Here is a 24,267-nt window from a genome sequence, read left to right on the forward strand (position 1 = left end):
AGGAGGAAAGCACTGATGAATTCCTGGCTCCGCGGCCTGCTCTACACCTTTGCCTTCCTGCTGCTCTTTGTCTGGGTCGGTCTCGGCCTGTTCGATGCCGAGCGCGCCAAAGGCCCCATCGCCAACTGGCTCAGCCAGCAGACCGGGGTGCCCGTCACCATAGGCCGACTGGTGTTCAATCCGCTGCACCCCTACACCCTGCTGGCGGAGCAGGTGCGCTATGGGGATGCGGTACAGCTGGAAAAACTCTATCTGGAGATCGAGCACATCGACTGGTTGAACCGGGATGTGCGCATCGCCCACCTGGACCTCATCCGTCCCGTCATCAAGCTGCCGCTCCCCAACCAGTTGCCAAGCCTGCCGGTTCACTCCCTCACCATCAGCGACAGCACCATCGACAACCTGAGCCTGCAGAGCGAGGCCCTGACCCTGCGCGGCCTCAGTGCGTCCCTGAGTGACTGGGAACTGATCGACCCAAGACGCCAGCCCCAGGCCAACCTCACCCTGGGCATCAACCAGCTGGAGACCCCCATGTTCACCCTGGCCCGTCTCAGCCTCAAGGGGCGGCTGGAGGGGCAGGTGCTCAGCACCGACAGACTGACCACCAACCTGTTCGACGGCCTGCTCGAGACCGGCATGGTGCTGAACTGGCCAGAGCGCAGCCTGCAACTGCACGATCTCAAGGCCCGCGCCATGCGCCTCGAGCTTGGTGACATACCCCCTGGCGAGTTCCCCCTGCGCCGCATCACCCTGGACAGGGGTCAACTTGCCCAGGTGAGCATCAATGCCATCGATCAGGAGCTCTCCCTCAACAACTTCAACGGCCAGCTCACCGCCTTCGACTGGCAGGCGGGCAGCCAGCCCAGCGGCTATCTGGCGGGCACCCTGGGCGACATGGGCCGCGGCCTGTTCCAGCTTGAGGCCGTCGAGGGCAAGCTTGCCTTCTCCCCCCGGCAGCTGGATGCCGAGCTGCGGGGCAAGGCATACGAAGGGGAGTTCAACGTCGAGCTGGCCCTCGACACCCAGCAGCAGAAGCTCACCCTGAAGGATCTGGCCCTGAGCGGCATGGACATCAGCTTGCCCCAGGGGTGGTGGCAGGATTGGCAGGGCTGGCGCCCGCAACAGATCGACATCCGCAAACTGGCCTTCGACAAGCTCAAGGTGCTCTCTTTCGACGACACCCTGCCCCTCTCCCTGACCGGCTGGCAACTCTACCTGAACGATCTCGCCCTGCGGGGCAACCAGCCAGGCCCCCTGCTGGGACGTGCCCGCATCGAGAGCAAGTGGTTCGAGCTGGTGTGGGACGGTCTCAGTGCTCGCAACGGCACCCTGGATGGCGAGCTGACCCCCAGCTCCTGGCAGCTCAACACCCTCACCACCTCCCTGCCCGACGAGGGCTCCCTCAACCTGAGCGGCCAGTGGGGCAGGACGCCCGGGCAGGAGAGCCGCCTGCAGTTGCAAGGCAAGCAGCTGGATCTGGAGCAGTGGGGCAAGTTGCTGCACTCCCCCGTCTCCTTCGCGGGCAAGGTGGATCTGGCGGCAGATCTGCAAGCCGACCTCAACGGGCAGCCCGGCGAGCAGACGGCCAACTGGCGCCGGACCCTTCAGGGCAGCCTGAGCCTGGAGAGCAAGGATCCCTTCTGGGACAAGGTCGGCATCGACCCCCTGCTGGATGACTGGTTCAGGGAGCAGACCCCCCCCGATCTGACACCGCAGACGCTGTGGCAGGCGATGCAGCGCGGAGACACCCCCTTCTATCAGATCAGGCTGGATGCCAGGGCGGAGCAGGGCAAGGTGCGGATCGAGCAAGGCGGTGCCTCCACCATCACCCACCTGCTGGCACTGCAAGGGGGTGTCGACCTGGCCGCAGACCAGTGGCAGCTCGACCTCGGGGTCCTGAACAAGGGGCGCTGCGCCGAGCTGCTCGCCCGCTGGCGCGGCCCCCTCAATGCGCCCGACCTGGGCTGGAGTTTCCCCACGGGACAGGACGCCTGTGGCTGGGAGGCGGGTGTGCGCTACCCCGCCCAGGGACGAAGCGGCCCGCTCTGGCGCCCACGGCCACCGGCCGCCCAATAACGAACAAGGCCTCGCGAAGAGGCCTTGTTGCTGTGAACATCAGGGATCAGCGTGCGCCGCGCTTGATGGGCAGTACCACGTACTGACCGACAAACTCCACCGCCAGCTTGCGGCCGCTGAACAGCTGCACCCGCAGGCTGAATTTGGCGGACTCTCCGCCCCTCAGCGGCTCGAGCACGGCGGGCATGCCCTCCCGGGCCACCCGCGCCTCCGGTTCTTCGCTCACCGGCCGGTAATACTTGATGTTGCCCTCGGCCAGCACGGTATCCCCTCCCAGCCCTGCCTCCTTGAGCTGCAACCAGATGAGACCCCAGCCCGCCAGCACGCACTGGCTGTAGATGCTGCCGGCGAACATGGTGTCGTGGACGTTGAGATTGGCCGCCAGGTTGGCCTTGAGGTGGAAGGTCTGGCCATCGTAGTGGGTGATGTGCACCCCCATCTTCTCGCTGATGGGAATGCCCCGCGACCAGCGGGTGGTGAGATCCTGGCACCACTCCGGACGGTACTGGATGGTCTGCATGGGACTCAGGGACTTGATCATCTGGCGGTGAGGGATGCGGCCGAAGGAGACGGGGCCTTCCCCTACCTCGAGGAAGCCGCAGCGGCGATAGAACTCCACCGCCTCCTGGCGGGCGTTCATCACCAGCCGTTTTACCTTCTCGTCGCGGGCAAGCTGCTCGAGATCTTCCACCATGCGGGCGCCCAGCCCCTGGCCGCGAAATTCGGGTCGCAGCGCCATAAAGCGGATTTGGGCTTCATCGCCGCCCACAAAGAGGCGACCCACGGCGATGGGCGTTCCGTCGGGTGAGAGCATCAGCCGGTGAATGGCGACGGTATCGTACTCGTCACGCTCGGAGCCAAGGGGCAGATTGAAGGGTTTGCGCAGTAGTTCCCAGCGCAACTGATAGTAAGCATCCAGCTCCGCTGGTGTTTCTGGGGTGACTACCCGGTACATAAAGCGATCCTTGAGTGTGCGCCGACTGGCAGATGGAAGGACTGACGCAACCATTTCTCCCGGCGCAGCCTGTAGTAGGTATCCAGCTCGGCTGCCGTTTGGGGGGTGACCACCCGGTACATAACAACATCCTTGAGTTACACTGGTCGAAAGCCATCTTGCCGTGCAAATTCATGGACTTCAATCTGCAAGCGTACCAAGCCGATCACTTATTGCACCTCAGTGCCAAACCCGAACGCCGCGTTTCGGTGCTTGAAAATGCCCGTCATCGCTGGCTGGAAATGGACGGCGTGGTGCAATCCGCCATGAGCCTCCACCAGCCGGCCCGCCTCTGTCTGCCTCATCAACGGAGCATCGCGGAGCAGTTGCCAAAGCAGGCAAGCAGGATCCTGGAGCTGGGGCTGGGGCTGGGCGGAGGGGATCTCACCCGTCACCTGGCGGCACGCTGGCCCGATGCCCACCACGACTGCGTGGATCTGGATGCCGAGATCCTCACCCTGTTCCAGCAGTTCTTCCTCCCCTCGTCAGGGGGCTCGCCTCGGCTGCATCACGCCGATGCGCTGCATTTCCTGCACCAGAGCCAGGAGAGCTACGATCTGGTGCTGCTGGATTTGTTCAGCCAGGACGGCAACCCCCTGCTGCTGTTCCAGGCTCCGCTCTATCAGGCGCTGGCTAAACGCCTGAGCGGCACCCTCATCATCAATCTGCTGCCCCGCACCCGGCTCGAACAGGCACAGGCTCTGCGACTGGCAGAGGAGTGGATAGGCCCGACCCACGTCCACGACGTGCCCGGCTACCGCAACGTCATCCTGCACGCGACCCGTCAGCATGGCCAGGGCGGGCGAGCACCGGCAGGGTGAAGAACCTGCGAAGTGTGCAGGCATCGCGTCCTGCCCTGCCTGCCACCCTTATACCTGCAGCCAGAAGGTGACGGGGCCGTCGTTGAGCAACCTGACCTTCATGTCGGCGGCGAAGCGGCCGGTTTCGGTCGGCACGCCGCTCTCCCTGGCGCGGGCCACGAAGTACTCATAGAGTCGCTCGGCATCTGCGGGATGGGCGCCACCGGAGAAGCTGGGTCTCATCCCCTTGCCGGTATCCGCCGCCAGGGTGAACTGGGAGACCACCAGCAGGCTGCCACCCACCTGGCTGACGTTGAGGTTCATCTTGCCGTTCTCGTCCGAGAAGATGCGATAACCGCTCACCTTGTGCAGCAGCTTGTCCGCCTTGGCCTCGTCATCCCCCTGCTCCACCCCGAGCAGCACCAGCAACCCCTGGCCGATGGCCCCGGTCACCTCTCCCTCTACCGTTACGCTGGCCTCGCTGACCCGCTGAATCAGTGCAATCACATCCCTCTCCTCTCAAAACAGCACGACCACCCATCCTGCGGGATGAGCGGTCGTCGATACTACCAATAAATGCCCTGCCCGGGCCAACGCCTTTGTGTCGGGATCCGGTGTGATGGCCGGCCAGCGTCAGGCCAGCTCCTCTGCACCGGGCTTCTCGTACTCCCCTAGGCAGGCGGTGGTCTCGGCCCCCAGCAACACCACCAGCCAGCTCAGATACACCCAGACGAACAGGATGGGAATGGTCGCCAGGGCGCCATAGATGGCCTGGTAGGAGGGGAAGTTGGTGATGTAGATGGCAAAGCCGCGCTTGGCCAGCTCGAACAGGGTGGCCGCCACCAGGGCACCGATGAAGGCGTGGGTCAGCCGCACGCGGCAGTTGGGCACCACGGTATAGATCAGCAGGAAGGTGAGCACGGAGAAGAGGAACGGCAGGCTGCGCAGCAGCAGATAGCCGATACCGAACAGGCTGTCAGCCGCGAACAACCTGAGCGAGAGAATGTAGGAGGAGATGGCGATGCTGGCACCGATGAGCACGGGGCCCAGGGTCAGGATCATCCAGTACATGGCGAATGCCTGGGCCAAGGGCCGGCTTCGGGTGGACCGCCAGATGTAGTTGAGGTTCTTGTCGATGGCCGAGATGAGCATCAGGGCCACCACGATCAGGGCACCGATACCGACGGCCGTGGTGTTGGTGGCGTTGGCCACGAAGCCGTCGATGTACTCCTTGAGCATCTCCCCTGCGGTGGGGACGAAGTTGTGATAGACGAACTGCTCCATCGCCTGCTTCAGGCTCTGGAACACCGGAAAGGCCGACATCATGCCGAACACCACGGCGATCATGGGCACCAGGGAGAGCAGGGTGACATAGGCCAGGTAACCGGCGGTCACCGTCAATCTGTCCTGCTGGAAGCGGCCCCAGACAAACTGGGCGAAGTGGGCACCATCGTGGCGCAAGAAGGAGAGTGCATGGGCCAGACGGCCGCGGATCTGCTGCTGCATCTTGTTTCTCGTAAGCGTGATCATGCAGACATTGTGTCAGATAGGGTGGTCATTTGGCCACCCGCAGACCGGCCGGATGCGCCTCCATCGAGCTCAGGCCCCATGCGCCCTCATGTCGAGCCCATAAAAAAAGAGGCCATAAGGCCTCTCTTTGGTCTGTCGATGAACAGCTATCGATCAAGCACGACCGGCGCGCTTGCGATCCAGTTCGGTCAGCAGCTTTTTACGGATACGGATGGCCTTGGGGGTGATCTCCACCAGCTCATCGTTGTCGATGAACTCGAGAGCCTGCTCCAGGGTCATGCGGATCGGCGGAGTCAGCACCTGGGCTTCGTCGGTACCGGAGGCACGCATGTTGGTCAGCTGCTTGCCTTTCAGGCAGTTGACGGTCAGGTCGTTGGAGCGGGAGTGGATCCCGATCACCTGGCCTTCGTACACTTCGGTCGCGTGACCGATGAACAGACGACCACGATCTTGCAGACCGAACAGGGCGAAGGTCAGGGCCTTGCCGGTGGCGTTGGAAATCAGCACGCCGTTCTGACGCTCACCGATGCTGCCACCCTTGTGCGGACCGTAGTGGTCGAAGGTGTGGTACAGCAGACCGGTACCAGAGGTCATGGTCAGGAACTCGGTCTGGAAGCCGATCAGACCACGGCTCGGGATGATGAAGTCCAGACGGACGCGACCCTTGCCATCCGGGGTCATGTTGGTCATCTCGCCTTTACGCAGGCCGAGCTGCTCCATCACGGAACCCTGATGCGCTTCTTCCACGTCCACAGTGACGGTTTCGAACGGTTCTTGCAGTTCGCCATCCACGGTACGCAGGATAACTTCCGGACGGGATACCGCCAGTTCGTAACCTTCGCGGCGCATGTTTTCGATCAGGATGGAGAGGTGCAGTTCACCACGGCCGGAGACGCGGAACTTGTCCGGATCTTCGGTCTCTTCCACGCGCAGGGCCACGTTGTGGACCAGCTCCTGGTTCAGACGCTCCAGAATGTTGCGGGAGGTGACGAACTTGCCTTCTTTACCGGCGAACGGCGAGGTGTTGACCTGGAAGGTCATGTTCACGGTCGGCTCGTCAACGGAGAGCGGCGGCAGGGCTTCGACGGCACTGTTGTCACAGATGGTGTCGGAGATCTTCAGCTCGCCCAGACCGGTGATGGCGATGATGTCGCCCGCTTGCGCGTCGGTCACTTCGGTACGGGACAGGCCCAGGTAGCCCAGCACCTGACCGACCTTGCCGGTACGCGGTTTGCCGTTGGCACCGACGATGGTGACCTGCTGGTTGGTCTTGACGCGACCACGGGTGATGCGGCCGATACCGATGACGCCCACGTAGGAGTTGTAGTCCAGCTGGGAGATTTGCATCTGGAAGGCACCGTCAACGTCGCCCTTCGGGGCTTCCACGTTGTCGACGATGGCCTGGAACAGGGGTTCCATGTTCTCGGACGGGACGCCCTGATCCAGGGTGGCCCAACCGTTCAGTGCAGAGGCGTAAACAACCTTGAAGTCCAGTTGCTCATCGGTGGCACCCAGGTTGTCGAACAGATCGAAGACCTGATCCATTACCCAGTCAGGACGAGCACCCGGACGGTCGATCTTGTTGATGACCACGATGGGCTTCAGACCCTGGGCGAACGCCTTCTGGGTCACGAAACGGGTCTGCGGCATCGGGCCGTCAACGGCGTCGACCAGCAGCAGCACGGAGTCAACCATGGAGAGCACGCGCTCAACTTCACCACCGAAGTCGGCGTGACCCGGGGTATCCACGATGTTGATGCGGTAGTCGTTCCAACGGATCGCAGTGTTCTTGGCGAGAATGGTGATGCCACGTTCCCGTTCCAGATCATTGGAGTCCATGATCCGTTCCTGACCTTCGCTGGTGCGATCCAGAGTGCCGGATTGCTGCAGCAGCTTATCAACCAGAGTCGTTTTGCCGTGGTCAACGTGCGCAATAATCGCAATATTGCGTAAATTCTCTAACATTCTCGCCTCAAATCACCGGGTAAAATTGGGCGCTAATTGTACTCTCGCCTTTGTGATCTGCCTAGCAGAATTGCAACACATTCACACACAACAAAGGATCAGGATCATGGACCCCGCAGCAAAAGGCTGCTTAGATGGCCTGGATACGCTGGCGCACCATCTCGGCGCACCAAAACGATCCAAGGTTGCACCATTTCAATGCAGCAACCGGCATGAGAACGGGTTTCTCGACAGCCTGAAACGGTGCAAGTGCCCTGAAATCAAGCTGTCACAAACTTGGCACGATACTGGCTTATGTGAATGTGACGACGCATTCACCCAAAGAGTTTTAACACCGGAGGTTACTTAGCATGTCAGCCCAGAACGTTTTGGCCCTGATCCAGGAACACGAAGTCAAGTTTGTTGATCTGCGTTTTACCGACACCAAGGGTAAAGAGCAGCACGTATCCATCCCTTCCCACCAGGTTGACGAAGACTTCTTCGAAGACGGCAAGATGTTCGATGGTTCCTCCATCGGCGGCTGGAAGGGCATCAACGAGTCTGACATGGTGCTGATGCCGGACCCGGCTTCCGCCAAACTGGACCCGTTCACCGAAGAGACCACTCTGAACATCGTCTGTGACGTGCTTGAACCCGCCACCATGCAAGGCTATGACCGTGATCCGCGCTCCATCGCCAAGCGTGCCGAAGATTTCCTGAAGTCCAGCGGCATCGCTGACACCGTGCTGTTCGGGCCGGAGCCGGAATTCTTCATGTTCGACAACATCACCTTCTCCAACACCATGGGCCACAGCTTCGTGAAGATCGAATCCGAAGAAGCTGCCTGGAACTCCGGTACCGACTACGAGCACGGCAACAAGGGTCACCGTCCGTTCGTCAAGGGGGGTTACTTCCCGGTTGCCCCGGTTGACTCCTCCCAGGACATCCGTGCCGCCATGTGCCTGGTGTTGGAAGAGATGGGCCAGGTCGTCGAAGCTCACCACCACGAAGTGGCGACCGCCGGTCAGAACGAGATCGCAACCCGCTTCAACACCCTCACCCTGAAGGCTGACGAAGTACAGGTCCTGAAGTACGTGATCCACAACGTGGCCCACGCCTACAACAAGACCGTCACCTTCATGCCGAAACCCATGTTCGGTGACAACGGCTCCGGCATGCACTGCCACCAGTCCCTGGCCAAAGACGGCGTCAACCTGTTCGCAGGCGACCTGTACGGTGGTCTGTCCGAGATGGCGCTGCACTACATCGGCGGCATCATCAAGCACGCCAAGGCCATCAACGCCTTCGCCAACCCGACCACCAACTCCTACAAGCGTCTGGTGCCGGGCTATGAAGCACCGGTCATGCTGGCCTACTCCGCCCGCAACCGCTCTGCCTCCATCCGTATCCCGGTCGTGCCGAGCCCGAAAGCCCGCCGCATCGAAGTACGCTTCCCGGATCCGGCTGCCAACCCCTACCTGGCCTTCGCTGCCCAGCTGATGGCCGGTCTGGACGGTATCATCAACAAGATCCATCCGGGCGATGCCATGGACAAGAACCTGTACGATCTGCCGCCGGAAGAAGCCGCCGAAGTCCCGACCGTTGCCGGTTCCCTGGACGAAGCGCTGTCCGCACTGGATGCAGACCGTGAGTTCCTGACCCGTGGTGGCGTGTTCAGCGATGACTTCATCAACTCCTACCTGGAACTGAAACAGCAGGATGTTGACCGCGTGCGCATGACTCCGCACCCGCTGGAGTTCGAGCTGTACTACTCCGTCTAATCCGCTTTCCCATGACAAACCCGCCATCTGGCGGGTTTTTTTCATTCTGGCAACGGAAATACCGCCGAACGGGCACGATCATGCAGAAAGATGATCCCGTTCACGGAGCCGTACCACCCTCGGCTGTTCACACCCCGACCCCGTGGTTTTTCTCTGATAGGATTAAGGTGAACCCCGTCAAGGAGAGATGGATGAACACTGTACCCTGGCTGCTGAGCCTCCTGCTGATGGCCTCCTGTTCCGCACAGGCCGCCCGCGTCTACTCCTGGGTCGATCCCCAGGGGGTGACCCACTACACCGATGCCCCCCCTCCCGGCAAGAGCGCAAAAGAGGTGGACCTGCGGGTCTCGCCGCTCATCGGCACAGCCCCCCACTCGGTCCAGGTGGACAACTTCAACAGCCTGACCGGTGTCGATGCCAGGAAAGCCCTGGAAGCGGCTCCCCTGGAGATCGACCTCATCTCTCCGGAACCGGGCAGCACATTGCGCGACAATACCGGCAACATCGTCTTCCAGGGCGAGATCTCTCCCCAGGTCCCGGTGCAATACGATGTGCGCCTGATCCTGAACGGCAAGGCGGTGCCCCTGGTTCACAACAGCCTGGCCATAAGGGTGGAAAACCTCGATAGGGGCGCTTACGAGGCACGGCTCGAGTTGCTCGCCAAAGACGGTACGATCCTTGCTAAATCTAAGCCAACCACCTTTTACCTGCACAGGGCGTCGGTGAATCAGGCTCCCAGAGCCGCCCCCAAGGCCAATTAGGGGTGATGTGACGCACCGATGCGGGTAAACTTGATGCACTATATTGGTGCATTCTAGGTGTACAGCACCGTTTTAGGGAGAAACCTGTGCCAACCCGCTCGGACAACGCCAAGACACTCTTGGACAATCTGCTGACCGCCGTCATTCTCATGGATGAACGTCTCTGCATTCAATTCGTCAACCCGGCGGCAGAGCAGCTGCTTTCCCTCAGCGAACGACGACTGATCGGCATCGAACTGCCCCACCTGCTGGAGCACATCTCTCTCGATCTGCAGCGTTTCAAACAGTGCCTCATTTCGGGGCAGGGCTTCACCGACAGCGAAGTCACCCTGGTGGTGGAGGGGGAGCCCAGGCTGGTAGAGATCAGCGTCAGCCCCATGGCCGATCATGAACAGCGACTGATGGTGGTAGAACTGCGCAAGATCGATCAGCAGAAGAAGATCAGCCAGGAGCTGCAGCAACACGCCCAGCAGCAGGCCGCCAAGGAGCTGGTGCGCGGCCTGGCGCACGAGATCAAGAACCCCCTGGGGGGATTGCGCGGCGCGGCCCAACTGCTGCAAAAGGAGTTGCCCGACCCGGCCTTGCGTGAATACACCGGCATCATCATCGAGCAGGCCGATCGCCTGCGGGTGCTGGTCGACAGGTTGCTCGGTCCCCAGCGTCCCGGCCGTCACCAGATGCACAACGTTCACTCCGTGCTGGAGCAGGTGCGCCGTCTGGTGGACCTGGAGCTGCCGCCGCAGATCCGCATCGAGCGGGACTACGACCCCAGCATCCCCGAATTCGAGATGGAATCGGACCAGCTGCAACAGGCGTTCCTGAACATAGTGCGCAACGCCGCCGAGGCCCTTGGGGATCAGGACGGCCTCATCCGCATCAAGACGCGCACCGCCTTCCAGATCACCATCCATGGCCAGCGCTATCGCCTGGCGGCCGAAATCAAGATCATCGACAACGGCCCCGGCATTCCCGACGCCATTCGCGACACCCTCTTCTATCCCATGATCACCGGCAAGGACGGGGGAACAGGCCTGGGCCTCTCCATCGCCCAGAACCTGATCGATCAGCACAAGGGGCGCATCGACTGCATCAGCTGGCCGGGCCACACCGAATTCACCATTTATTTACCACTTCGCAAGTAAGGGAACCTCATGACAGCAAAAGTGTGGATCGTCGATGACGACAGCTCCATCCGGTGGGTTCTGGAGCGCACCCTTGGCAGCGAAGGCTTCGAATGCGAAAGTTTCGCCGACGGCGAAGCCCTGCTGAGTTCACTGGAGATGCGCTCACCGGACGTGATCCTCTCGGATATTCGCATGCCGGGCATCGACGGCCTGAGCCTGCTGGAGCAGATCCATCGCCGCCAAGCCGATCTGCCCATCATCATCATGACGGCCCACTCGGACCTCGACTCCGCAGTCAACGCCTACCAGCGAGGTGCCTTCGAATACCTGCCCAAGCCGTTCGACATCGACGAAGCGGTCACCCTGGTACGCCGGGCCGAGAACCACCTCAAGGAGCAGCGGACCAAGCGCAAGGCTCGCCAACAGGAAGCCACCACCACCCCGGAGATCATCGGCGAAGCCCCTGCCATGCAGGAGGTGTTCCGCGCCATCGGCCGGCTGTCGCGCTCCAGCATCTCGGTGCTCATCAACGGTCAAAGCGGTACCGGCAAGGAGCTGGTTGCCCATGCCCTGCACAAGCACAGCCCCCGGGCCCACAAGAACTTCATCGCCCTCAACATGGCGGCCATCCCGAAAGATCTCATCGAATCCGAGCTGTTCGGTCATGAGAAGGGAGCCTTCACCGGCGCCAACAACATTCGTCACGGCCGCTTCGAACAGGCCGATGGTGGCACCCTGTTTCTCGACGAAATAGGCGACATGCCGCTGGACGTGCAGACCCGGTTGCTGCGGGTTCTGGCGGACGGGCAGTTCTACCGGGTTGGTGGCCACCAACCGGTGCAGGTGGATGTGCGGATCATTGCCGCCACCCACCAGAATCTGGAGAAACGGGTCGCCGACGGCGAGTTTCGGGAAGACCTGTTCCACCGCCTCAACGTCATCCGCATCCATATTCCGGCCCTCAAGGAGCGCCGGGAGGACATCCCCCAGCTGGCCCAGCACTTCCTGCTGCGAGCCGCCAAGGAGCTGAACGTGGAGGCCAAGAGCCTGCACCCGGATACCCAGACCTACATCAGCCGCCTGCCCTGGCCGGGCAACGTGCGCCAGCTGGAGAACGTCTGCCGCTGGCTGACGGTGATGGCCTCGGGCCAGGAGGTGCTGGTAGGCGATCTGCCCACCGAGCTGCTGACTCCCATCACTAGCACCGCCGAGCCGGGCCAGCCCGCCCTGACCGGTGGCTGGCAGCAGCAGTTGCAGGACTGGGTGGCCGCCAAGCTGGCCCTGGGGGAGACCGATATCCTCGCGGATGCCATGCCCCAGTTCGAACGGATCATGCTGGAGACGGCACTGGATCACACCCACGGTCACAAGCAGGAGGCTGCCCGCCTGCTCGGCTGGGGCCGCAATACCCTGACCCGCAAGCTCAAGGAGCTCGACATTCCCTGAGCCTGCGGGAAAAACGATTCCCATCACGCCTTGAGGGAAAGCCTGACCAATCACACCCCGTTTGCTTGCAAACGGGGTATCTTTTTCAGGCGTCCCGCCTAGAATGGCATGCTTTCCAACCCGACTCGCAGAAGGTGCCCCATGATTGACAGATCCCTCCCCCTGACCGACCTGCATCGCCATCTGGATGGCAACATCCGCCCGCAGACCATTCTCGAGCTGGGACGTCAGCACAACTTCCGACTGCCGGCCGATGAGCTGGAAGCTCTGCGCCCGCACGTGCAGATCGTCGAGAACGAGCCGAGTCTGGTGGCCTTCCTTAAGAAACTGGACTGGGGCGTTGCCGTGCTGGCCGACTACGATGCCTGCCGCCGGGTCGCCTACGAAAACGTGGAAGATCTGCTGCGTGCCGGGATCGACTATGCCGAGCTGCGCTTCAGCCCGGCCTACATGGCGATGACCCACAAACTGCACCCGCAGGGCGTGGTCGAAGCCATCATCGACGGCGTGGCCGCAGGCAGCCGTGACTTTGGCATCAAGACCAATCTCATCGGCATCATGAGCCGTACCTTCGGCACCGAGCAGTGCAAGCAGGAGCTGGATGCCTGTCTGGCTCATCGCGATCGCCTGGTCGCCATCGATCTGGCCGGCGACGAACTGGGCTTCCCGGGCGATCTCTTCACCGACCACTTCCGCCGGGTGCGGGATGCAGGCATGCGGGTCACCGTGCACGCCGGTGAAGCCGCCGGTCCCGAGAGCATGTGGCAGGCCATTCGCGAGCTGGGAGCCGAGCGCATCGGCCACGGCGTCAAGGCCATCCAGGATCCGGCCCTGATGGCCTATCTGGCCGAACACCGCATCGGCATCGAGTCCTGCCTCACCTCCAACCTCCAGACCACCACGGTGGCGAGTCTGGCCGATCACCCGATCCGCCAGTTCCTGGCGGCCGGCGTGCTGGCCTGCCTCAATACCGACGATCCGGCGGTGGAGGGGATCGACCTGCCTCACGAATACGAGGTGGCTGCCCCCGCTGCCGGCATGACGGTGAGCGAAATCCGCACCGCCCAGCAGAACGGCCTGATCCTGGCCTTCCTGAGCGAAGCCGAGAAGGCCGAGCTGAGTGCCCGTGCGGCTCAACGCTGAGCAGGGGTAAAACCCAATAAAAAAACCGCCGAAAGGCGGTTTTTTTATTGTCCCACGACATTGCCCGGCCTAGATCACCCGGGAGAACTGCTGCTGGCGCGCCTTGCTGCGCAGGTAGACATCGAAGCACATGCAGATGTTGCGGATCAGCAGCTGACCGGTGGAGACCACCTCCAGCCCCTCTTCGGTCATGCGCACCAGACCGTCGTCGATGAAGGTCTGCAACAGCTTGAGATCCTCGGCAAAATACTCCTTGAACACCAGGCCGTGGGCCTGCTCCACAGCGGCGAAGTTCAGGGAAAAATCGCAGATGAGGCGCTTGATCACCTCACGACGGATCAGATCGTCCCGATTGAGGGAGCACCCCTTCCACTGGGCATGGCCCAGTGACTCGACCTGGGCGTAGTAGGTTTTGAGATCCTTCTGGTTCTGGGAATAGGCATCCCCCATCATGCTGATGGAAGAGACCCCCAGCCCCAGCAGATCGCAATCCCCCTGGGTGGTATAGCCCTGGAAGTTGCGATGCAGCTTGCCCTCGCGCTGGGCGACGGCCAGCTCGTCATCGGGCTTGGCAAAGTGGTCCATGCCGATGAACTGATAACCCTGGCCGGTCAGGAAGGCAATGGTGTCCTGCAGCATGGCCAGCTTCTCCTGCGGCGCCGGCATGTCCGCTTCTTTCAGCTTGTGCTGGGCGGCAAAACGGCTCGGCAAGTGGGCATAGTTGAAGATGGAGAGGCGGGCCGGGTCGGTCTTGAGCACCTCTTCCAGGGTGTGATGGAAGCTCTCCCGGTTCTGGTGCGGCAGACCGTAGATGAGATCCAGATTGGTGGAGCGGAACCCCAGCTCGCGGGCACGGACCAGCATGGCGCGGATGAAGTCGTTGTCCTGCTCCCGATTGACCGCGACCTGGACCGTCTTGTTGAAGTCCTGAACGCCGAGGCTGATGCGGTTGAAACCGAGCTCCCGCAGCACATCCAGCATGGACAATTCGATCTCGCGGGGATCCACCTCGATGCTGATCTCCCCCTCCTCGGCGAAGTGGAAGTGCTCCCGCAACATGGCCATCAGGCGACGAGTCTGGGGGTCGCTCAGATAGGTGGGTGTACCGCCACCCCAGTGCAGCTGGGTGACCAGTCTCTCCTTGAACAGGGGGGCCTGGGCCTTGATCTCCTGTTCGAGGTAGTCGAGGTATTGATCTGCCTTGTGCTGGTGCCGGGTAATGACCTTGTTGCAGCCGCAGTAGTAGCAGAGCTTGTGACAGAAGGGGATGTGCACGTAGAGCGACAGATTGCGTGCAGGATACTGGCCCGCTGCCTGGACAAAGTCCGGATAGCCGAACCCCTCGTTGAACTCCAGCGCAGTGGGATAGGAGGTATAACGCGGACCACTGTAGTTGTATTTTTCGATCAGGGCCTGATCCCACACAATCTGTTCTGCTTGCACGCTTGCTTCCTCTGTCTTTGTCATGGGCTCACCGGCTTAACTGAAAATCCTTCAGTCTGGCGACATCCTCAAGGATCTGCGCCTCCAGCTCGGCCTCGTAGCCGCTGCGTTCGAGATCCATCTTCATCACTTCATTGCGCTTGAGTGCCCGCCTCGCCTCATGGGTCGGCATCTCCTTCACCTTCTCATAGAGGCCGTAGAGCCCCGGGAACTCGGTGACAAAGGCGCGGCCCCCCTTTATTTGCAAGGCATCCAGCAGATTGGTCAGCCGGATGGCGCCTTCTGAGTAGTCGCACTGACCATCTCGTACCGCGTGGGCGATCACCCTGACACTCTCCAGAATCCGCTCGTTGCGGGCCGCAATGGCGTGCTGCTGCATCTCTTGCTGGCGTTTGAGACGCGCCATCAGGGTGCCGGCATAGACGGCAAGCCCCAGCAAAATCAGGCCACCCAACAGGGCGGCCAGCATCCATCCACTCATCACTTTTTCTTCGGCTCGGGTTTGGCTTCAGGCTGGTAGTCCGCCTGAGAGAAACGCTCCCACAGCTCCTCTTCGGAGGCAGGCTGACTCGGCTCATCAAAATCGGCATCATCAAAATCCATGTCGCCATCTTCGTCATCGTCGTTGTCGATGATGCCGAGCTCGTCCATCAGCTCCTGATAACGGTCAACCCGCTGATCGACCCATGCCTGCTCTGCGGCCTCCAGGGTTTCACCGGCATCCAGACGATCCAGCAAGGCATTGAGGCGATCATCATTCTCGATGGACGCCAGCTCCTGCTCGGGGGTCATCACCACCCGCTTCTCTTTCGCAGGCTTGGTCGCCACCGGCTTGCTGCCCTTCTCGTCGGCAATCAGCGCGATGGGCTTGCGAGAGCCGATGCGTGGATCCTTGGCCTGCTTGGAGCCGCTCTTTTTGCCCGCCTGCTCGACCTGTTGGCGGGAGCCCGCCTTCAGGCCCTTGCGCTTGGCGGCGCGCTTGCGCTCACGACCTTCCTGAGCACTGGCATCTGATTCTTTGCGCTTGCCGGTAGGCTTGCGGTTGGGTTGTTTGGCCGACATGAATGACTCCGACAAATAACTGAATGGAAACCCCCGGAGCGTGTCGTCCGGGGAGGATGCTGAAGCGGGGAACAGTAAATATGGAACAAGAGTGGGATCCCGCACCAATTCGACCACTCTGGGTCGCTAAACACCGCAGGATCGGCATCCTCTGGGCATGTTGCTGGTATTTTGACACAGAATGTCTTGGCGGGTTAATGACCCAATAGAAAAAAGGCAGCCGAAGCTGCCTTTTTCCATCATGCGAGTTCCATTCCCTGGAAGCCAATCGCCTTATCCCTGGGCGAACCACGGCGCATCATTTCGTTGGATCATCCTGATCCTTATTGACCAGTCCTGAGTGTGCGTGTGTTTGTTTGTCTAACCCAAACCGGCGACATCCTGCCTCCCATCGGGGTGGTTGCCTCCCGCAGCCCCGCTCATCCCTGGCGGTCACCATCCTGGCTTTTTGCATCTATTGCTCATCGCATGCTCCGAGCCGACATCCTGTCAAACCGAAGACGGGTCTTGCACCCTCTCTCCGGCCAATCCTTGCTGCCTACTGTAACTTCTTCGCTGGATGACTCAATCAACCAAAGCACATTTCGAACTGGTACAAAGTGATTTTTTATTTCTTAATTCATTGAAAAACAAAAAATAATTAAATATACATGAGCAATCTTTCAGACACGACCAGCCCCGTATATAGAAGATCTCTTACAGCAATGCAGGCTGTTTACGGGCGATCGCTACAACCTCAAAAAAGAACAGGGAACACAATGGTTCCCTGTTCTTTTCAACAAGATAACTAACAGGCTATATCAGTGAAGCCCCGCCACATACTTGGAGAGCGCCTCGATGTCCTGATCCGTCAGCTTCTTGGCCACATCCCGCATCATGCCATTGGGATCGTTGTCGCGGGTCGCCGAACGAAAAGCGCTGAGCTGGGCCTTGATATAGGCGGGATGCTGCCCTGACAGGCTGGGATACTTCGCTTGCTCGACGCCGGAACCCCGTGGGCCATGACAGGCGGTACAGGCGGCCAGGCCTCGCTCCATGTCCCCCCCCATATAAAGCGCCTTGCCTGCGGCAACCACATCATCGGGCACGGCAACCGGCGTCACCTTCTGGCTGGAGAAATAGGCGGCAAGATCGTCCATATCCTGCTCGGACAACGGCAACGCCATAGGTCCCATGACGGGCGCAACCCGACCAGTTTGGCCAGAAGCTGCAGCCTTCAGTTCAACTAATTGTTTTTTGATATATGATGCGTGCTGACCAGCAATCTTGGGATACATGTCGACTGGGCTGTTGCCGTCCGGTCCATGACAGGCCGCACAGACGGCAGCCTTGGTTTGTCCCGCAGCGGCATCGCCCTTGGCTTGTGCCATCCCAGTTACGCCAACCATCAGAGCAAGTGTAATGACTAGGTTCTTCATGGCGTTCCAACTTTCTCGTTATTAGGCTTCCAGATCCCATGCCGCTGAAGGCATGTTAAAATAAACGCGTTCAAGCGACGCCATTTTACACTATTTCACAAAAAAGTAACTCTATAACCCTCTATCTCTATGGGGAATTTACGTTGGATACACAAACTCTGAATTTCAATAAGGTGCATTTTGTGACCAGCGCACCCGACATCCGCCACCTGCCAAATGATGGGGGTGTCGAGATTGCGTTTGCCGGTCGTTCCAACGCTGGCAAGTCGTCTGCATTGAATACCTTGACCAAACACAAGAACCTGGCACGTACCAGTAAGACCCCTGGCCGTACTCAGCTGATCAACCTGTTTGAGCTGGAACCGGGCAAACGCCTGGTCGACTTGCCCGGCTATGGATATGCCCAGGTTCCGTTGGAAATGAAGCTCAAGTGGCAAAAGTCACTGGCTGAATACCTGCAACGACGGGAGTCCCTGAAAGGGCTGGTGATCCTGATGGACATCCGCCATCCGCTCAAGGAAACCGACATGAACATGCTGGAATGGAGTTCACACCGTGAACTGCCGGTGATGCTGTTGCTGACCAAGGCGGACAAGTTAAGCCCGGGGCCCCGCAACAACCAGGTGATCAAGGTTCGTCAGGCGGTGGCAGAACTGGGCCCGCAGATCCAGGTTGAAGCATTCTCTTCTCTGACCAATATCGGCGTCGAGAAGCTGGCCCAGACCCTGAGCGGCTGGTACCTGTCCGAAGCAGACAACGCCCAGGTAGACGACGAAGATAATCAGAACGAGGAGTAAACGACTCCTCTCCCTGGCTGCAATTGGCGGAGTTGGACCTCCGCTGATTGAAAGGCTTTCATGATCCCCCCATCTCCGAGCCCTCCCTCCCCGCCTTCGCCACCTCTGAAGAAAAACCTCAAAAAATATATTTAAATCATACTGATAGCATGTTTAGACGCGAAAAGAATTAACTAATCATCAACCTGATACCGTTTTCATGGATATCGAGTAAAAAATCAGAATGGAAGGCTGTAACAAACGAAACTGAAATTTAATTACACGGTGAGGCAATATAGGGATAAAAATGAGGCCGGTCTTGCCATTGCAAACCGGCCTGAAGAAATGAGTTCAAAAATTTGGGAAAAAGCGAGTTCTCGAGAACAAAGACGATTGGTTTTCCTCAAGAAACGCCTTCATTCTAACAAAGAACGGCAACAATTAAAGCATTTACTCTAAATGTTGTGCATAAAAAAACGCCCCGACGATGACTCATCGGGGCTGCTATTCAGCCACATTCAATTACGTGAAATAAAAGGTCTGAAAGATAGAACATCTTACCTCTGTACCCTACGCCGACAACTGTACAGCAAAGCAGCAGAAAGTGAAAGTAATTTATGTAATTTAGTTTCAATGGTAGGAAAAAGAAAAAATATTCATAATTTTCATGCAGATAAAAAAATCCCCAGTACGAATACCGGGGAGTTATAAAGGTGACTAGCTAGCACTTCCTCAACTATCCAGTTAGTCAGCAGTCCGTTACAGAAGTTCCGCTGCTTTGAGAAAAAACTCAAAAAATTCTGCGAGTGACGGCAAAGTAAAAGTAACTTATTGTTACGCAATGGTTTTATAAAAATGGCACCTGTTCTGCCACACACCCACCGCAGAACGACCGTTTCACATCACACGTGCCGTGCCGCATCACGAGGGATGCCCTTATCCAGCGATGCAAAATCTCTACATCAGATCTGCCGACCGCCCAATAGAGCGCACTAGCTGGTTCACACGACGCCCAGATTGCGCTGCAACTCTCTCAATACCTGCTTGGTGCCGGGCCGGATCCCTCGCCATACGGTAAAGGCCTCAGCAGCCTGCTCGACCAGCATGCCCAATCCATCCATGGTATGGCGCGCGCCATGTTGCTTGGCCCAGCCGATGAAGGCTGTATCCGTTGCGCCATACATCATGTCGTAGATCGCGATGTCCGAGTGGATGAGGGTTGGCGCCAAAGGTGGCAACTCACCTTGCAGACTCGCTGAGGTGGAATTGATGATGAGATCGAACGGCCCCACCAGCTGTTCATAGGATTGAGCAGTGATGCTGCCCAGATCCCTGAACTCCACAGCCAGCTGTTCCGCCTTGGCATGGGTACGGTTGACCACGACGATCTCGCCCGGCGCTTCCGCCAGCAGGGGGGCCAGGGCGCCACGAGCTGCGCCACCGGCCCCCAGAAGCAGGATCCTGCTACCGGCAAGGTTCACTCCGTGAGCCTTGAGATCTGCGACCAGCCCGGCGCCATCGGTATTGTCACCCAGCAGCACACCATCATCAGTCAGTTTGATGGTGTTGACCGCTCCCGCCCGCTTGGCCCTGGGGCTCAGCCGCTCCACCAGCCCGAAGGCTTGCTCCTTGAAAGGTACGGTCACGTTGCACCCCTTCCCTCCTTCGGCGAAGAAGTGGTTCAGAGCGCTGGCAAACTCATCGACGGCAGGTTCTGCCAGACCATACTCCAGCTCTTGCTGGGTCTGCCTGGCAAACAGGGTATGAATGAAGGGAGATTTGCTGTGGCGCACGGGGTGGCCAAAAACCAGATAACGATCCATCAAGGCGTTCCTTTTGAGAGCAATATCCCGATTTAACGGGTTTTCTCATGAAGGAACAAGCCGAATATCGGCCAATAAGAAGAGGCCATCATGGCCCCTCTGGTCACAACCACTCGCGCGGTTTGAGGTAGTCGCTGTAGAGCAATGCCTCCGGGCTACCAGCCTCCGGCTGCCAGTCGTACTCCCAGCGCGCCAGCGGCGGCATCGACATCAGGATGGATTCGGTACGCCCCCCCGTCTGCAGTCCGAACAGGGTCCCGCGGTCGTAGACCAGATTGAACTCCACGTAGCGGCCACGGCGATAAAGCTGGAACGCCCGTTCCCGCTCCCCATAAGCAAGCTCCTTGCGTCGCTCGACAATCGGCAAGTAGGCCGCCAGGTAACCCTCACCCACTGCACGCATGAAGGCAAAGCAGTCGGCAAAGGGCCAGCGGTTCAGGTCATCGAAGAACAGGCCACCCACCCCGCGCGTCTCGCCCCGATGCTTGAGGAAGAAGTAACGATCGCACCAGGATTTGAACTCGGGATAAATGTCGGTGCCGAACGGCTGACAGAGCTCATGGGAGACCTGGTGCCAATGCCTCACGTCCTCTTCGAACGGATAGAAGGGCGTCAGGTCGAAGCCGCCACCAAACCACCAGATCGGCTCCTCCCCCTCTTTCTCGGCGATGAAGAACCGCACATTCGCATGGCTGGTCGGTACATAGGGATTATGCGGGTGGATCACCAGCGATACCCCCATGGCCTCAAACCTGCGGCCAGCCAGTTCGGGACGATGTGCGGTCGCGGATGCCGGCATGGCATCGCCATAGACATGGGAGAAGTTGACCCCACCTTGCTCGATCACCGCCCCCTGGCGCAGCACCCGTGTAATACCGCCACCACCACCTTCGCGACTCCAGGCATCTTCCACAAAGCGCCCGTATCCATCGGCCTGCTCCAGGCCACGGCAGATATCATCCTGCAATTGCAGCAGGAAGGCTTTTACCTGGGCCACATCCGGTTTGCTCATTTTATCTCCTGTCAGACAGGCATCATGCATGCACTGCCTGCACTTCTCGTATTGTCATGACCTCATCGCACAGCCTGCATGAAACCGGGCCGTGCCCAACTCAGGATGGGCGAATGATGGCCCCGGTGCGGGCGTCCTTGATTTCGGACGGGTTGGCTTGCCCCCCGACTTCGCCGGGCAGAATGTAAGCCAGCTGGCTTGCCAGCAGATCGCCAATATCAGCCACCCGGCGAGCGGGATCCTCACCGGTTAGATTGGCACTGGTGGACACCAGCGGTTTGCCAAATGCCCGGCAAAGCCCTTGCACCTGGGGATGGCCTGTGACCCGCACCGCCAGGGTCTCGAACTGACCGGTCAACCAGGACGGCGTCGTCGCGCGAGCGGGCATGATCCAGGTGAAGGGACCAGGCCAGCTCGCCTGCACGCGAGCAAGCTGCTCATCGCTGAGCTGGCTCAGGTCGATGTAGTCCTGCAATTGCGCCAGATCTGCCGCGATCAGGATCAATCCCTTCTCCACCGGCCGCTGCTTGATGGCCAGCAGCCGCTGCACGGCGGCTTCGGAATCAGGATCACACCCCAGACCAAACACGGCTTCGGTGGCATAGGCGATAACCCCTTCTCCTTGAAGGGCGGCAACCGCTTGTTCAAATTCATTTGGCATAGGCACATGCGACAGCCACGCTGCCGCCTCTCATCACTGGATTGTATGTTGAACCGACATGACGGCATCGGGGCCATCACTGCTACGATATGGGCTATATCCCTGCTCCTCTTCAGTCATGCATTTCGGCTCAGACGCTTGAGTGCATCAGTGAACCGAGCAACCGCAGGGAGCTTGAGATGGCGATCAGGTCAGGATCAGGGCAAGTTGGGCGATGTGCATCGGCTCACAACCTCACGCTGACCAGCAATCCGCCTGCCTGATCATGGGCGGCGAGATTATACCCGCTCAATCTGGTGGGAGCATTTCTTTTGCGGGCAGACCCAGCGCAGGTTCCCCCGCACCTTCTTCTCGATCATGATGCCCCAGCCACACTCGGGACAGGGCATGGGAACCGGCTTGTCATTCACCACATACTTGCAGTGAGGATAGGCGTCACACGAGTAGAACTGTTTGCCATAACGGGACGTGCGGCTCACCAGATGACCTTTGCCACACTCCGGGCAGAGGATTTGGGTATCGTCACTCTCCTGAAGGGACTCGATATGCTGACAGGCCGGGTACTGGGTACATCCCACAAACAGACCGTAACGACCCTTCTTGATGGCAAGTGGATGGCCACAATCCGGACAGGACGACCCCTCGAGCACTTTCTCTATATCGCGGCCAGAGGGGGTGAGGGAGCGAATGTAATCGCAAGCGGGATAGGCTGAACAACCAAGGAAGGGACCGTGCTTGCCCTGGCGGATCACCAGTTCAGCACCACACTGCGGACACGGCTCGCGCTCGAAGGCATGTTCGTGGGCAGAGAAGAGGTGGTGATCGATCTTTGACATAGGCCGCGCCTTGAAATCCAGATGGCCTGAATTCTACCAGCGCGGCACCGGGCTGTCAGTGGATGACGCCGTCCGACTCGTCAAACACCAGCTCTTCCATCTGCTGGTAGGCGTTTTCACTGCCTGGCACATTGAACAGCACCATCATGACGACCCACTTCAGATCGTCCAGCTCGATGTCCGGCTTGTCCAGCTCGAGCAACCGTTCGATGCAGATTTCACGGGTTTCGGCATTCAGCACTTGCGCCTGCTCCAGGAACAGCAGAAAACCGCGACATTCAGTACTGAGGCGAACCAGCTCCTGCGGCGCATAGATCCGCATAGAGCCCTGCTGGCTTGCGGTGACATAGACTTCCCGCTCGCTGTCGTGCAGGTTGGCCAGTCGCTCCAGCCAGTTGAGCGCTTTCTCGATCTCGTCCTTGTCGAAACCGGCCCGGCTCAGTTCGTCGGTGAGTTCATCCTGCTCGACCATCACATCTGCATCGCTGTGGATGTAGGTCTCGAAAAGGTACATCAATACATCAAACATGATTCGCCCTCCTCGCTCTGACGTATCCACCGGCTACCGCCATCACTGCACCAACCAGCTCCAGCTCTACCAACCTGCCCAGTACGACATCGACAGGAAGCCGGGCCCGTTCGGCAACGGTATCCACGCTCGTGGTCTCATAATCTACGTTATCCAACAAATCGGCATAAGGCAATTCGCTATTATGCTGCGCCTCGGAAGAACCGTTGGCGGGTCCGGGGGGCAAGACCAGCCTTGGAAACTCTTCCAGGATATCGGCGGCATTCAAGACCAGCTTGGCACCCTGTTGAAGCAGACGGTTGCACCCTGCTGCCTGTGCATTTTGCGGGGCGCCGGGAACGGCAAAGACCTCGCGGCCCTGCTCCAGCGCATAACGGGCCGTGATGAGCGAACCACTCTGTTCTGCCGCTTCCACCACCAGTGTCCCCAGCGACAGACCACTGATGATACGGTTGCGGCGAGGGAAGTGTTCAGCCAGGGGGCCTTGCTGGGGCGCCAACTCGGAAACAAGCAGACCTTCCTGCTCGAGGATCTGCATCGCCAACCCCTGATGACGCTTGGGGTAGAGACAATCCAGACCGGATCCCAGCACCGCCAGGGTGATTCCGCCCGATGCCAGCGCCTGCTGATGGCAGACGCCATCGATGCCCAACGCGAGGCCGGAGGTGATCGCCAGACCACAGCCCACCAACTCGGCACACAAGCGTGTCGCATTGTCTTTGCCGGCATAGGTGGGGTGGCGGGTACCCACCATCGCCAACTGTGGCAGGGAGAGGGATGAGACGTTCCCGCGGCAGTAAAGCAAGAGCGGGGCGCCGGGGATCTCTTTGAGCAGGGCAGGATATGCGGGGTCATCGGGACAGAGGAGGTGATTGCCGGGCTCGGCGGCCCAGCTCAATCCCTGCTCCACGACAGGAAGAGGCCATCTCATCTGCTGAATCTGGACACTCTGCAGACCAAGAGCTCGCAGGGCGCCATCGTCTGAGTCAAACAGAGTTGTGATGTCACCACCCACATGAGCCAACAGGCGAGCGGCGGTGACCGGGCCTATGCCTGTAACGGCATCCAGCGTCAGCCATAGCGACAACCGCTCCAGTGGCAAGGACAC

22 protein-coding genes are annotated in these 24,267 nt (G+C 59.7%); 8 read left to right on the forward strand and 14 right to left on the reverse strand.

Annotated elements, in window-relative coordinates; translation table 11 throughout:
* Positions 1–15: 15 nt before the first annotated feature.
* On the forward strand, positions 16–2,076 hold the full coding sequence (locus tag C2U37_RS06395; RefSeq protein ID WP_104452036.1) for an AsmA-like C-terminal region-containing protein: 2,061 nt from the start codon (positions 16–18) through the stop codon (positions 2,074–2,076).
* Between the two features lie 46 nt (positions 2,077–2,122).
* On the opposite strand, the gene C2U37_RS06400 is transcribed toward C2U37_RS06395, so the two are convergent.
* On the reverse strand, positions 2,123–3,031 hold the full coding sequence (locus C2U37_RS06400) for a bifunctional GNAT family N-acetyltransferase/hotdog fold thioesterase (RefSeq protein WP_010672532.1): 909 nt from the start codon (positions 3,029–3,031) through the stop codon (positions 2,123–2,125).
* A 173-nt stretch (positions 3,032–3,204) separates the two neighbouring features.
* On the opposite strand from C2U37_RS06400, the gene C2U37_RS06405 reads away from it, so the two are divergent.
* Positions 3,205–3,891, forward strand: a complete 687-nt coding sequence (locus C2U37_RS06405) for an SAM-dependent methyltransferase (RefSeq protein WP_104453195.1) — start codon at positions 3,205–3,207, stop codon at positions 3,889–3,891.
* A 48-nt stretch (positions 3,892–3,939) separates the two neighbouring features.
* Here the strand turns inward: C2U37_RS06405 and dtd are convergent, their stop codons facing one another.
* The 3 genes from dtd to typA form a co-directional block, all read right to left on the reverse strand.
* Entirely contained in the window at positions 3,940–4,377 is a 438-nt protein-coding gene (dtd, locus tag C2U37_RS06410; protein ID WP_039039510.1) for a D-aminoacyl-tRNA deacylase, read from the reverse strand.
* Positions 4,378–4,503: 126 nt separating this feature from the next.
* Complete coding sequence (locus C2U37_RS06415) at positions 4,504–5,376, reverse strand: virulence factor BrkB family protein (RefSeq protein WP_039039511.1); 873 nt, start codon at positions 5,374–5,376, stop codon at positions 4,504–4,506.
* Between the two features lie 177 nt (positions 5,377–5,553).
* Positions 5,554–7,365: a translational GTPase TypA gene (gene typA, locus C2U37_RS06420; protein WP_104452037.1), complete on the reverse strand. Its 1,812-nt coding sequence runs from the start codon at positions 7,363–7,365 to the stop codon at positions 5,554–5,556.
* 350 nt (positions 7,366–7,715) lie between these two features.
* On the opposite strand from typA, the gene glnA reads away from it, so the two are divergent.
* The 5 genes from glnA to add all read left to right on the forward strand — a co-directional run bounded on the left by glnA (position 7,716) and on the right by add (position 13,599).
* Positions 7,716–9,125, forward strand: coding sequence for a glutamate--ammonia ligase (gene glnA, locus C2U37_RS06425; protein WP_010672526.1), 1,410 nt, complete (start codon positions 7,716–7,718; stop codon positions 9,123–9,125).
* 191 nt (positions 9,126–9,316) lie between these two features.
* Positions 9,317–9,886, forward strand: a complete 570-nt coding sequence (locus C2U37_RS06430; protein ID WP_010672525.1) for a DUF4124 domain-containing protein — start codon at positions 9,317–9,319, stop codon at positions 9,884–9,886.
* An 86-nt stretch (positions 9,887–9,972) separates the two neighbouring features.
* Positions 9,973–11,028 carry a nitrogen regulation protein NR(II) gene (gene glnL / locus C2U37_RS06435; protein WP_103858173.1) on the forward strand — a complete coding sequence of 352 codons (1,056 nt, stop codon included), beginning with the start codon at positions 9,973–9,975 and terminating at the stop codon, positions 11,026–11,028.
* 9 nt (positions 11,029–11,037) lie between these two features.
* On the forward strand, positions 11,038–12,456 hold the full coding sequence (glnG, locus tag C2U37_RS06440; protein ID WP_010672523.1) for a nitrogen regulation protein NR(I): 1,419 nt from the start codon (positions 11,038–11,040) through the stop codon (positions 12,454–12,456).
* Between the two features lie 141 nt (positions 12,457–12,597).
* Positions 12,598–13,599, forward strand: a complete 1,002-nt coding sequence (gene add / locus C2U37_RS06445; protein ID WP_104452038.1) for an adenosine deaminase — start codon at positions 12,598–12,600, stop codon at positions 13,597–13,599.
* A gap of 69 nt (positions 13,600–13,668) precedes the next feature.
* Here the strand turns inward: add and hemN are convergent, their stop codons facing one another.
* The 4 genes from hemN to C2U37_RS06465 all read right to left on the reverse strand — a co-directional run bounded on the left by hemN (position 13,669) and on the right by C2U37_RS06465 (position 17,522).
* A complete protein-coding gene (hemN, locus tag C2U37_RS06450; RefSeq protein ID WP_104453196.1) occupies positions 13,669–15,042 on the reverse strand; it encodes an oxygen-independent coproporphyrinogen III oxidase in 1,374 nt (457 codons plus the stop codon).
* A gap of 28 nt (positions 15,043–15,070) precedes the next feature.
* The gene (locus tag C2U37_RS06455; RefSeq protein WP_104452039.1) at positions 15,071–15,511 is read right to left on the reverse strand and encodes a DUF2489 domain-containing protein; all 441 of its coding nucleotides are present in this window, start codon (positions 15,509–15,511) and stop codon (positions 15,071–15,073) included.
* Between the two features lie 11 nt (positions 15,512–15,522).
* A complete protein-coding gene (gene yihI, locus C2U37_RS06460; protein ID WP_039039515.1) occupies positions 15,523–16,104 on the reverse strand; it encodes a Der GTPase-activating protein YihI in 582 nt (193 codons plus the stop codon).
* Between the two features lie 800 nt (positions 16,105–16,904).
* A complete protein-coding gene (locus C2U37_RS06465) occupies positions 16,905–17,522 on the reverse strand; it encodes a c-type cytochrome (RefSeq protein WP_039039516.1) in 618 nt (205 codons plus the stop codon).
* A gap of 143 nt (positions 17,523–17,665) precedes the next feature.
* Between C2U37_RS06465 and yihA the strand changes: the two genes are divergently transcribed.
* A complete protein-coding gene (yihA, locus tag C2U37_RS06470; protein ID WP_042015244.1) occupies positions 17,666–18,319 on the forward strand; it encodes a ribosome biogenesis GTP-binding protein YihA/YsxC in 654 nt (217 codons plus the stop codon).
* Between the two features lie 980 nt (positions 18,320–19,299).
* Here yihA and aroE read toward each other — a convergent pair.
* The 6 genes from aroE to dprA form a co-directional block, all read right to left on the reverse strand.
* Entirely contained in the window at positions 19,300–20,121 is an 822-nt protein-coding gene (aroE, locus tag C2U37_RS06480; RefSeq protein ID WP_042882253.1) for a shikimate dehydrogenase, read from the reverse strand.
* Between the two features lie 103 nt (positions 20,122–20,224).
* Positions 20,225–21,133 carry an oxygen-dependent coproporphyrinogen oxidase gene (gene hemF / locus C2U37_RS06485; protein ID WP_041214091.1) on the reverse strand — a complete coding sequence of 303 codons (909 nt, stop codon included), beginning with the start codon at positions 21,131–21,133 and terminating at the stop codon, positions 20,225–20,227.
* Positions 21,134–21,233: 100 nt separating this feature from the next.
* Complete coding sequence (locus C2U37_RS06490; RefSeq protein WP_042882251.1) at positions 21,234–21,794, reverse strand: Sua5/YciO/YrdC/YwlC family protein; 561 nt, start codon at positions 21,792–21,794, stop codon at positions 21,234–21,236.
* 278 nt (positions 21,795–22,072) lie between these two features.
* Complete coding sequence (locus C2U37_RS06495) at positions 22,073–22,630, reverse strand: DNA topoisomerase family protein (protein WP_042015238.1); 558 nt, start codon at positions 22,628–22,630, stop codon at positions 22,073–22,075.
* Positions 22,631–22,685: 55 nt separating this feature from the next.
* Positions 22,686–23,159 carry a DUF494 family protein gene (locus C2U37_RS06500; RefSeq protein WP_010672510.1) on the reverse strand — a complete coding sequence of 158 codons (474 nt, stop codon included), beginning with the start codon at positions 23,157–23,159 and terminating at the stop codon, positions 22,686–22,688.
* A complete protein-coding gene (gene dprA / locus C2U37_RS06505) occupies positions 23,152–24,267 on the reverse strand; it encodes a DNA-processing protein DprA (protein WP_069784173.1) in 1,116 nt (371 codons plus the stop codon). The genes C2U37_RS06500 and dprA overlap by 8 nt, the downstream gene beginning before the upstream one ends.

It is taken from the genome of Aeromonas sp. ASNIH1 (assembly GCF_002934285.1).
GTDB lineage: Bacteria > Pseudomonadota > Gammaproteobacteria > Enterobacterales > Aeromonadaceae > Aeromonas > Aeromonas caviae.

Bases quoted from the DNA above. Each gene is read 5' to 3' on its own strand.
- C2U37_RS06395 (WP_104452036.1), top strand. From the start codon at position 16: ATGAATTCCTGGCTCCGCGGCCTGCTCTACACCTTTGCCTTCCTGCTG.
- C2U37_RS06400 (WP_010672532.1), bottom strand. From the start codon at position 3,031: ATGTACCGGGTAGTCACCCCAGAAACACCAGCGGAGCTGGATGCTTAC.
- C2U37_RS06405 (WP_104453195.1), top strand. From the start codon at position 3,205: ATGGACTTCAATCTGCAAGCGTACCAAGCCGATCACTTATTGCACCTC.
- C2U37_RS06415 (WP_039039511.1), bottom strand. From the start codon at position 5,376: ATGCAGCAGCAGATCCGCGGCCGTCTGGCCCATGCACTCTCCTTCTTG.
- typA (WP_104452037.1), bottom strand. From the start codon at position 7,365: ATGTTAGAGAATTTACGCAATATTGCGATTATTGCGCACGTTGACCAC.
- glnA (WP_010672526.1), top strand. From the start codon at position 7,716: ATGTCAGCCCAGAACGTTTTGGCCCTGATCCAGGAACACGAAGTCAAG.
- C2U37_RS06430 (WP_010672525.1), top strand. From the start codon at position 9,317: ATGAACACTGTACCCTGGCTGCTGAGCCTCCTGCTGATGGCCTCCTGT.
- glnG (WP_010672523.1), top strand. From the start codon at position 11,038: ATGACAGCAAAAGTGTGGATCGTCGATGACGACAGCTCCATCCGGTGG.
- add (WP_104452038.1), top strand. From the start codon at position 12,598: ATGATTGACAGATCCCTCCCCCTGACCGACCTGCATCGCCATCTGGAT.
- C2U37_RS06455 (WP_104452039.1), bottom strand. From the start codon at position 15,511: ATGCTGGCCGCCCTGTTGGGTGGCCTGATTTTGCTGGGGCTTGCCGTC.
- yihI (WP_039039515.1), bottom strand. From the start codon at position 16,104: ATGTCGGCCAAACAACCCAACCGCAAGCCTACCGGCAAGCGCAAAGAA.
- C2U37_RS06465 (WP_039039516.1), bottom strand. From the start codon at position 17,522: ATGAAGAACCTAGTCATTACACTTGCTCTGATGGTTGGCGTAACTGGG.
- aroE (WP_042882253.1), bottom strand. From the start codon at position 20,121: ATGGATCGTTATCTGGTTTTTGGCCACCCCGTGCGCCACAGCAAATCT.
- hemF (WP_041214091.1), bottom strand. From the start codon at position 21,133: ATGAGCAAACCGGATGTGGCCCAGGTAAAAGCCTTCCTGCTGCAATTG.
- C2U37_RS06490 (WP_042882251.1), bottom strand. From the start codon at position 21,794: ATGCCAAATGAATTTGAACAAGCGGTTGCCGCCCTTCAAGGAGAAGGG.
- C2U37_RS06495 (WP_042015238.1), bottom strand. From the start codon at position 22,630: ATGTCAAAGATCGATCACCACCTCTTCTCTGCCCACGAACATGCCTTC.
- C2U37_RS06500 (WP_010672510.1), bottom strand. From the start codon at position 23,159: ATGTTTGATGTATTGATGTACCTTTTCGAGACCTACATCCACAGCGAT.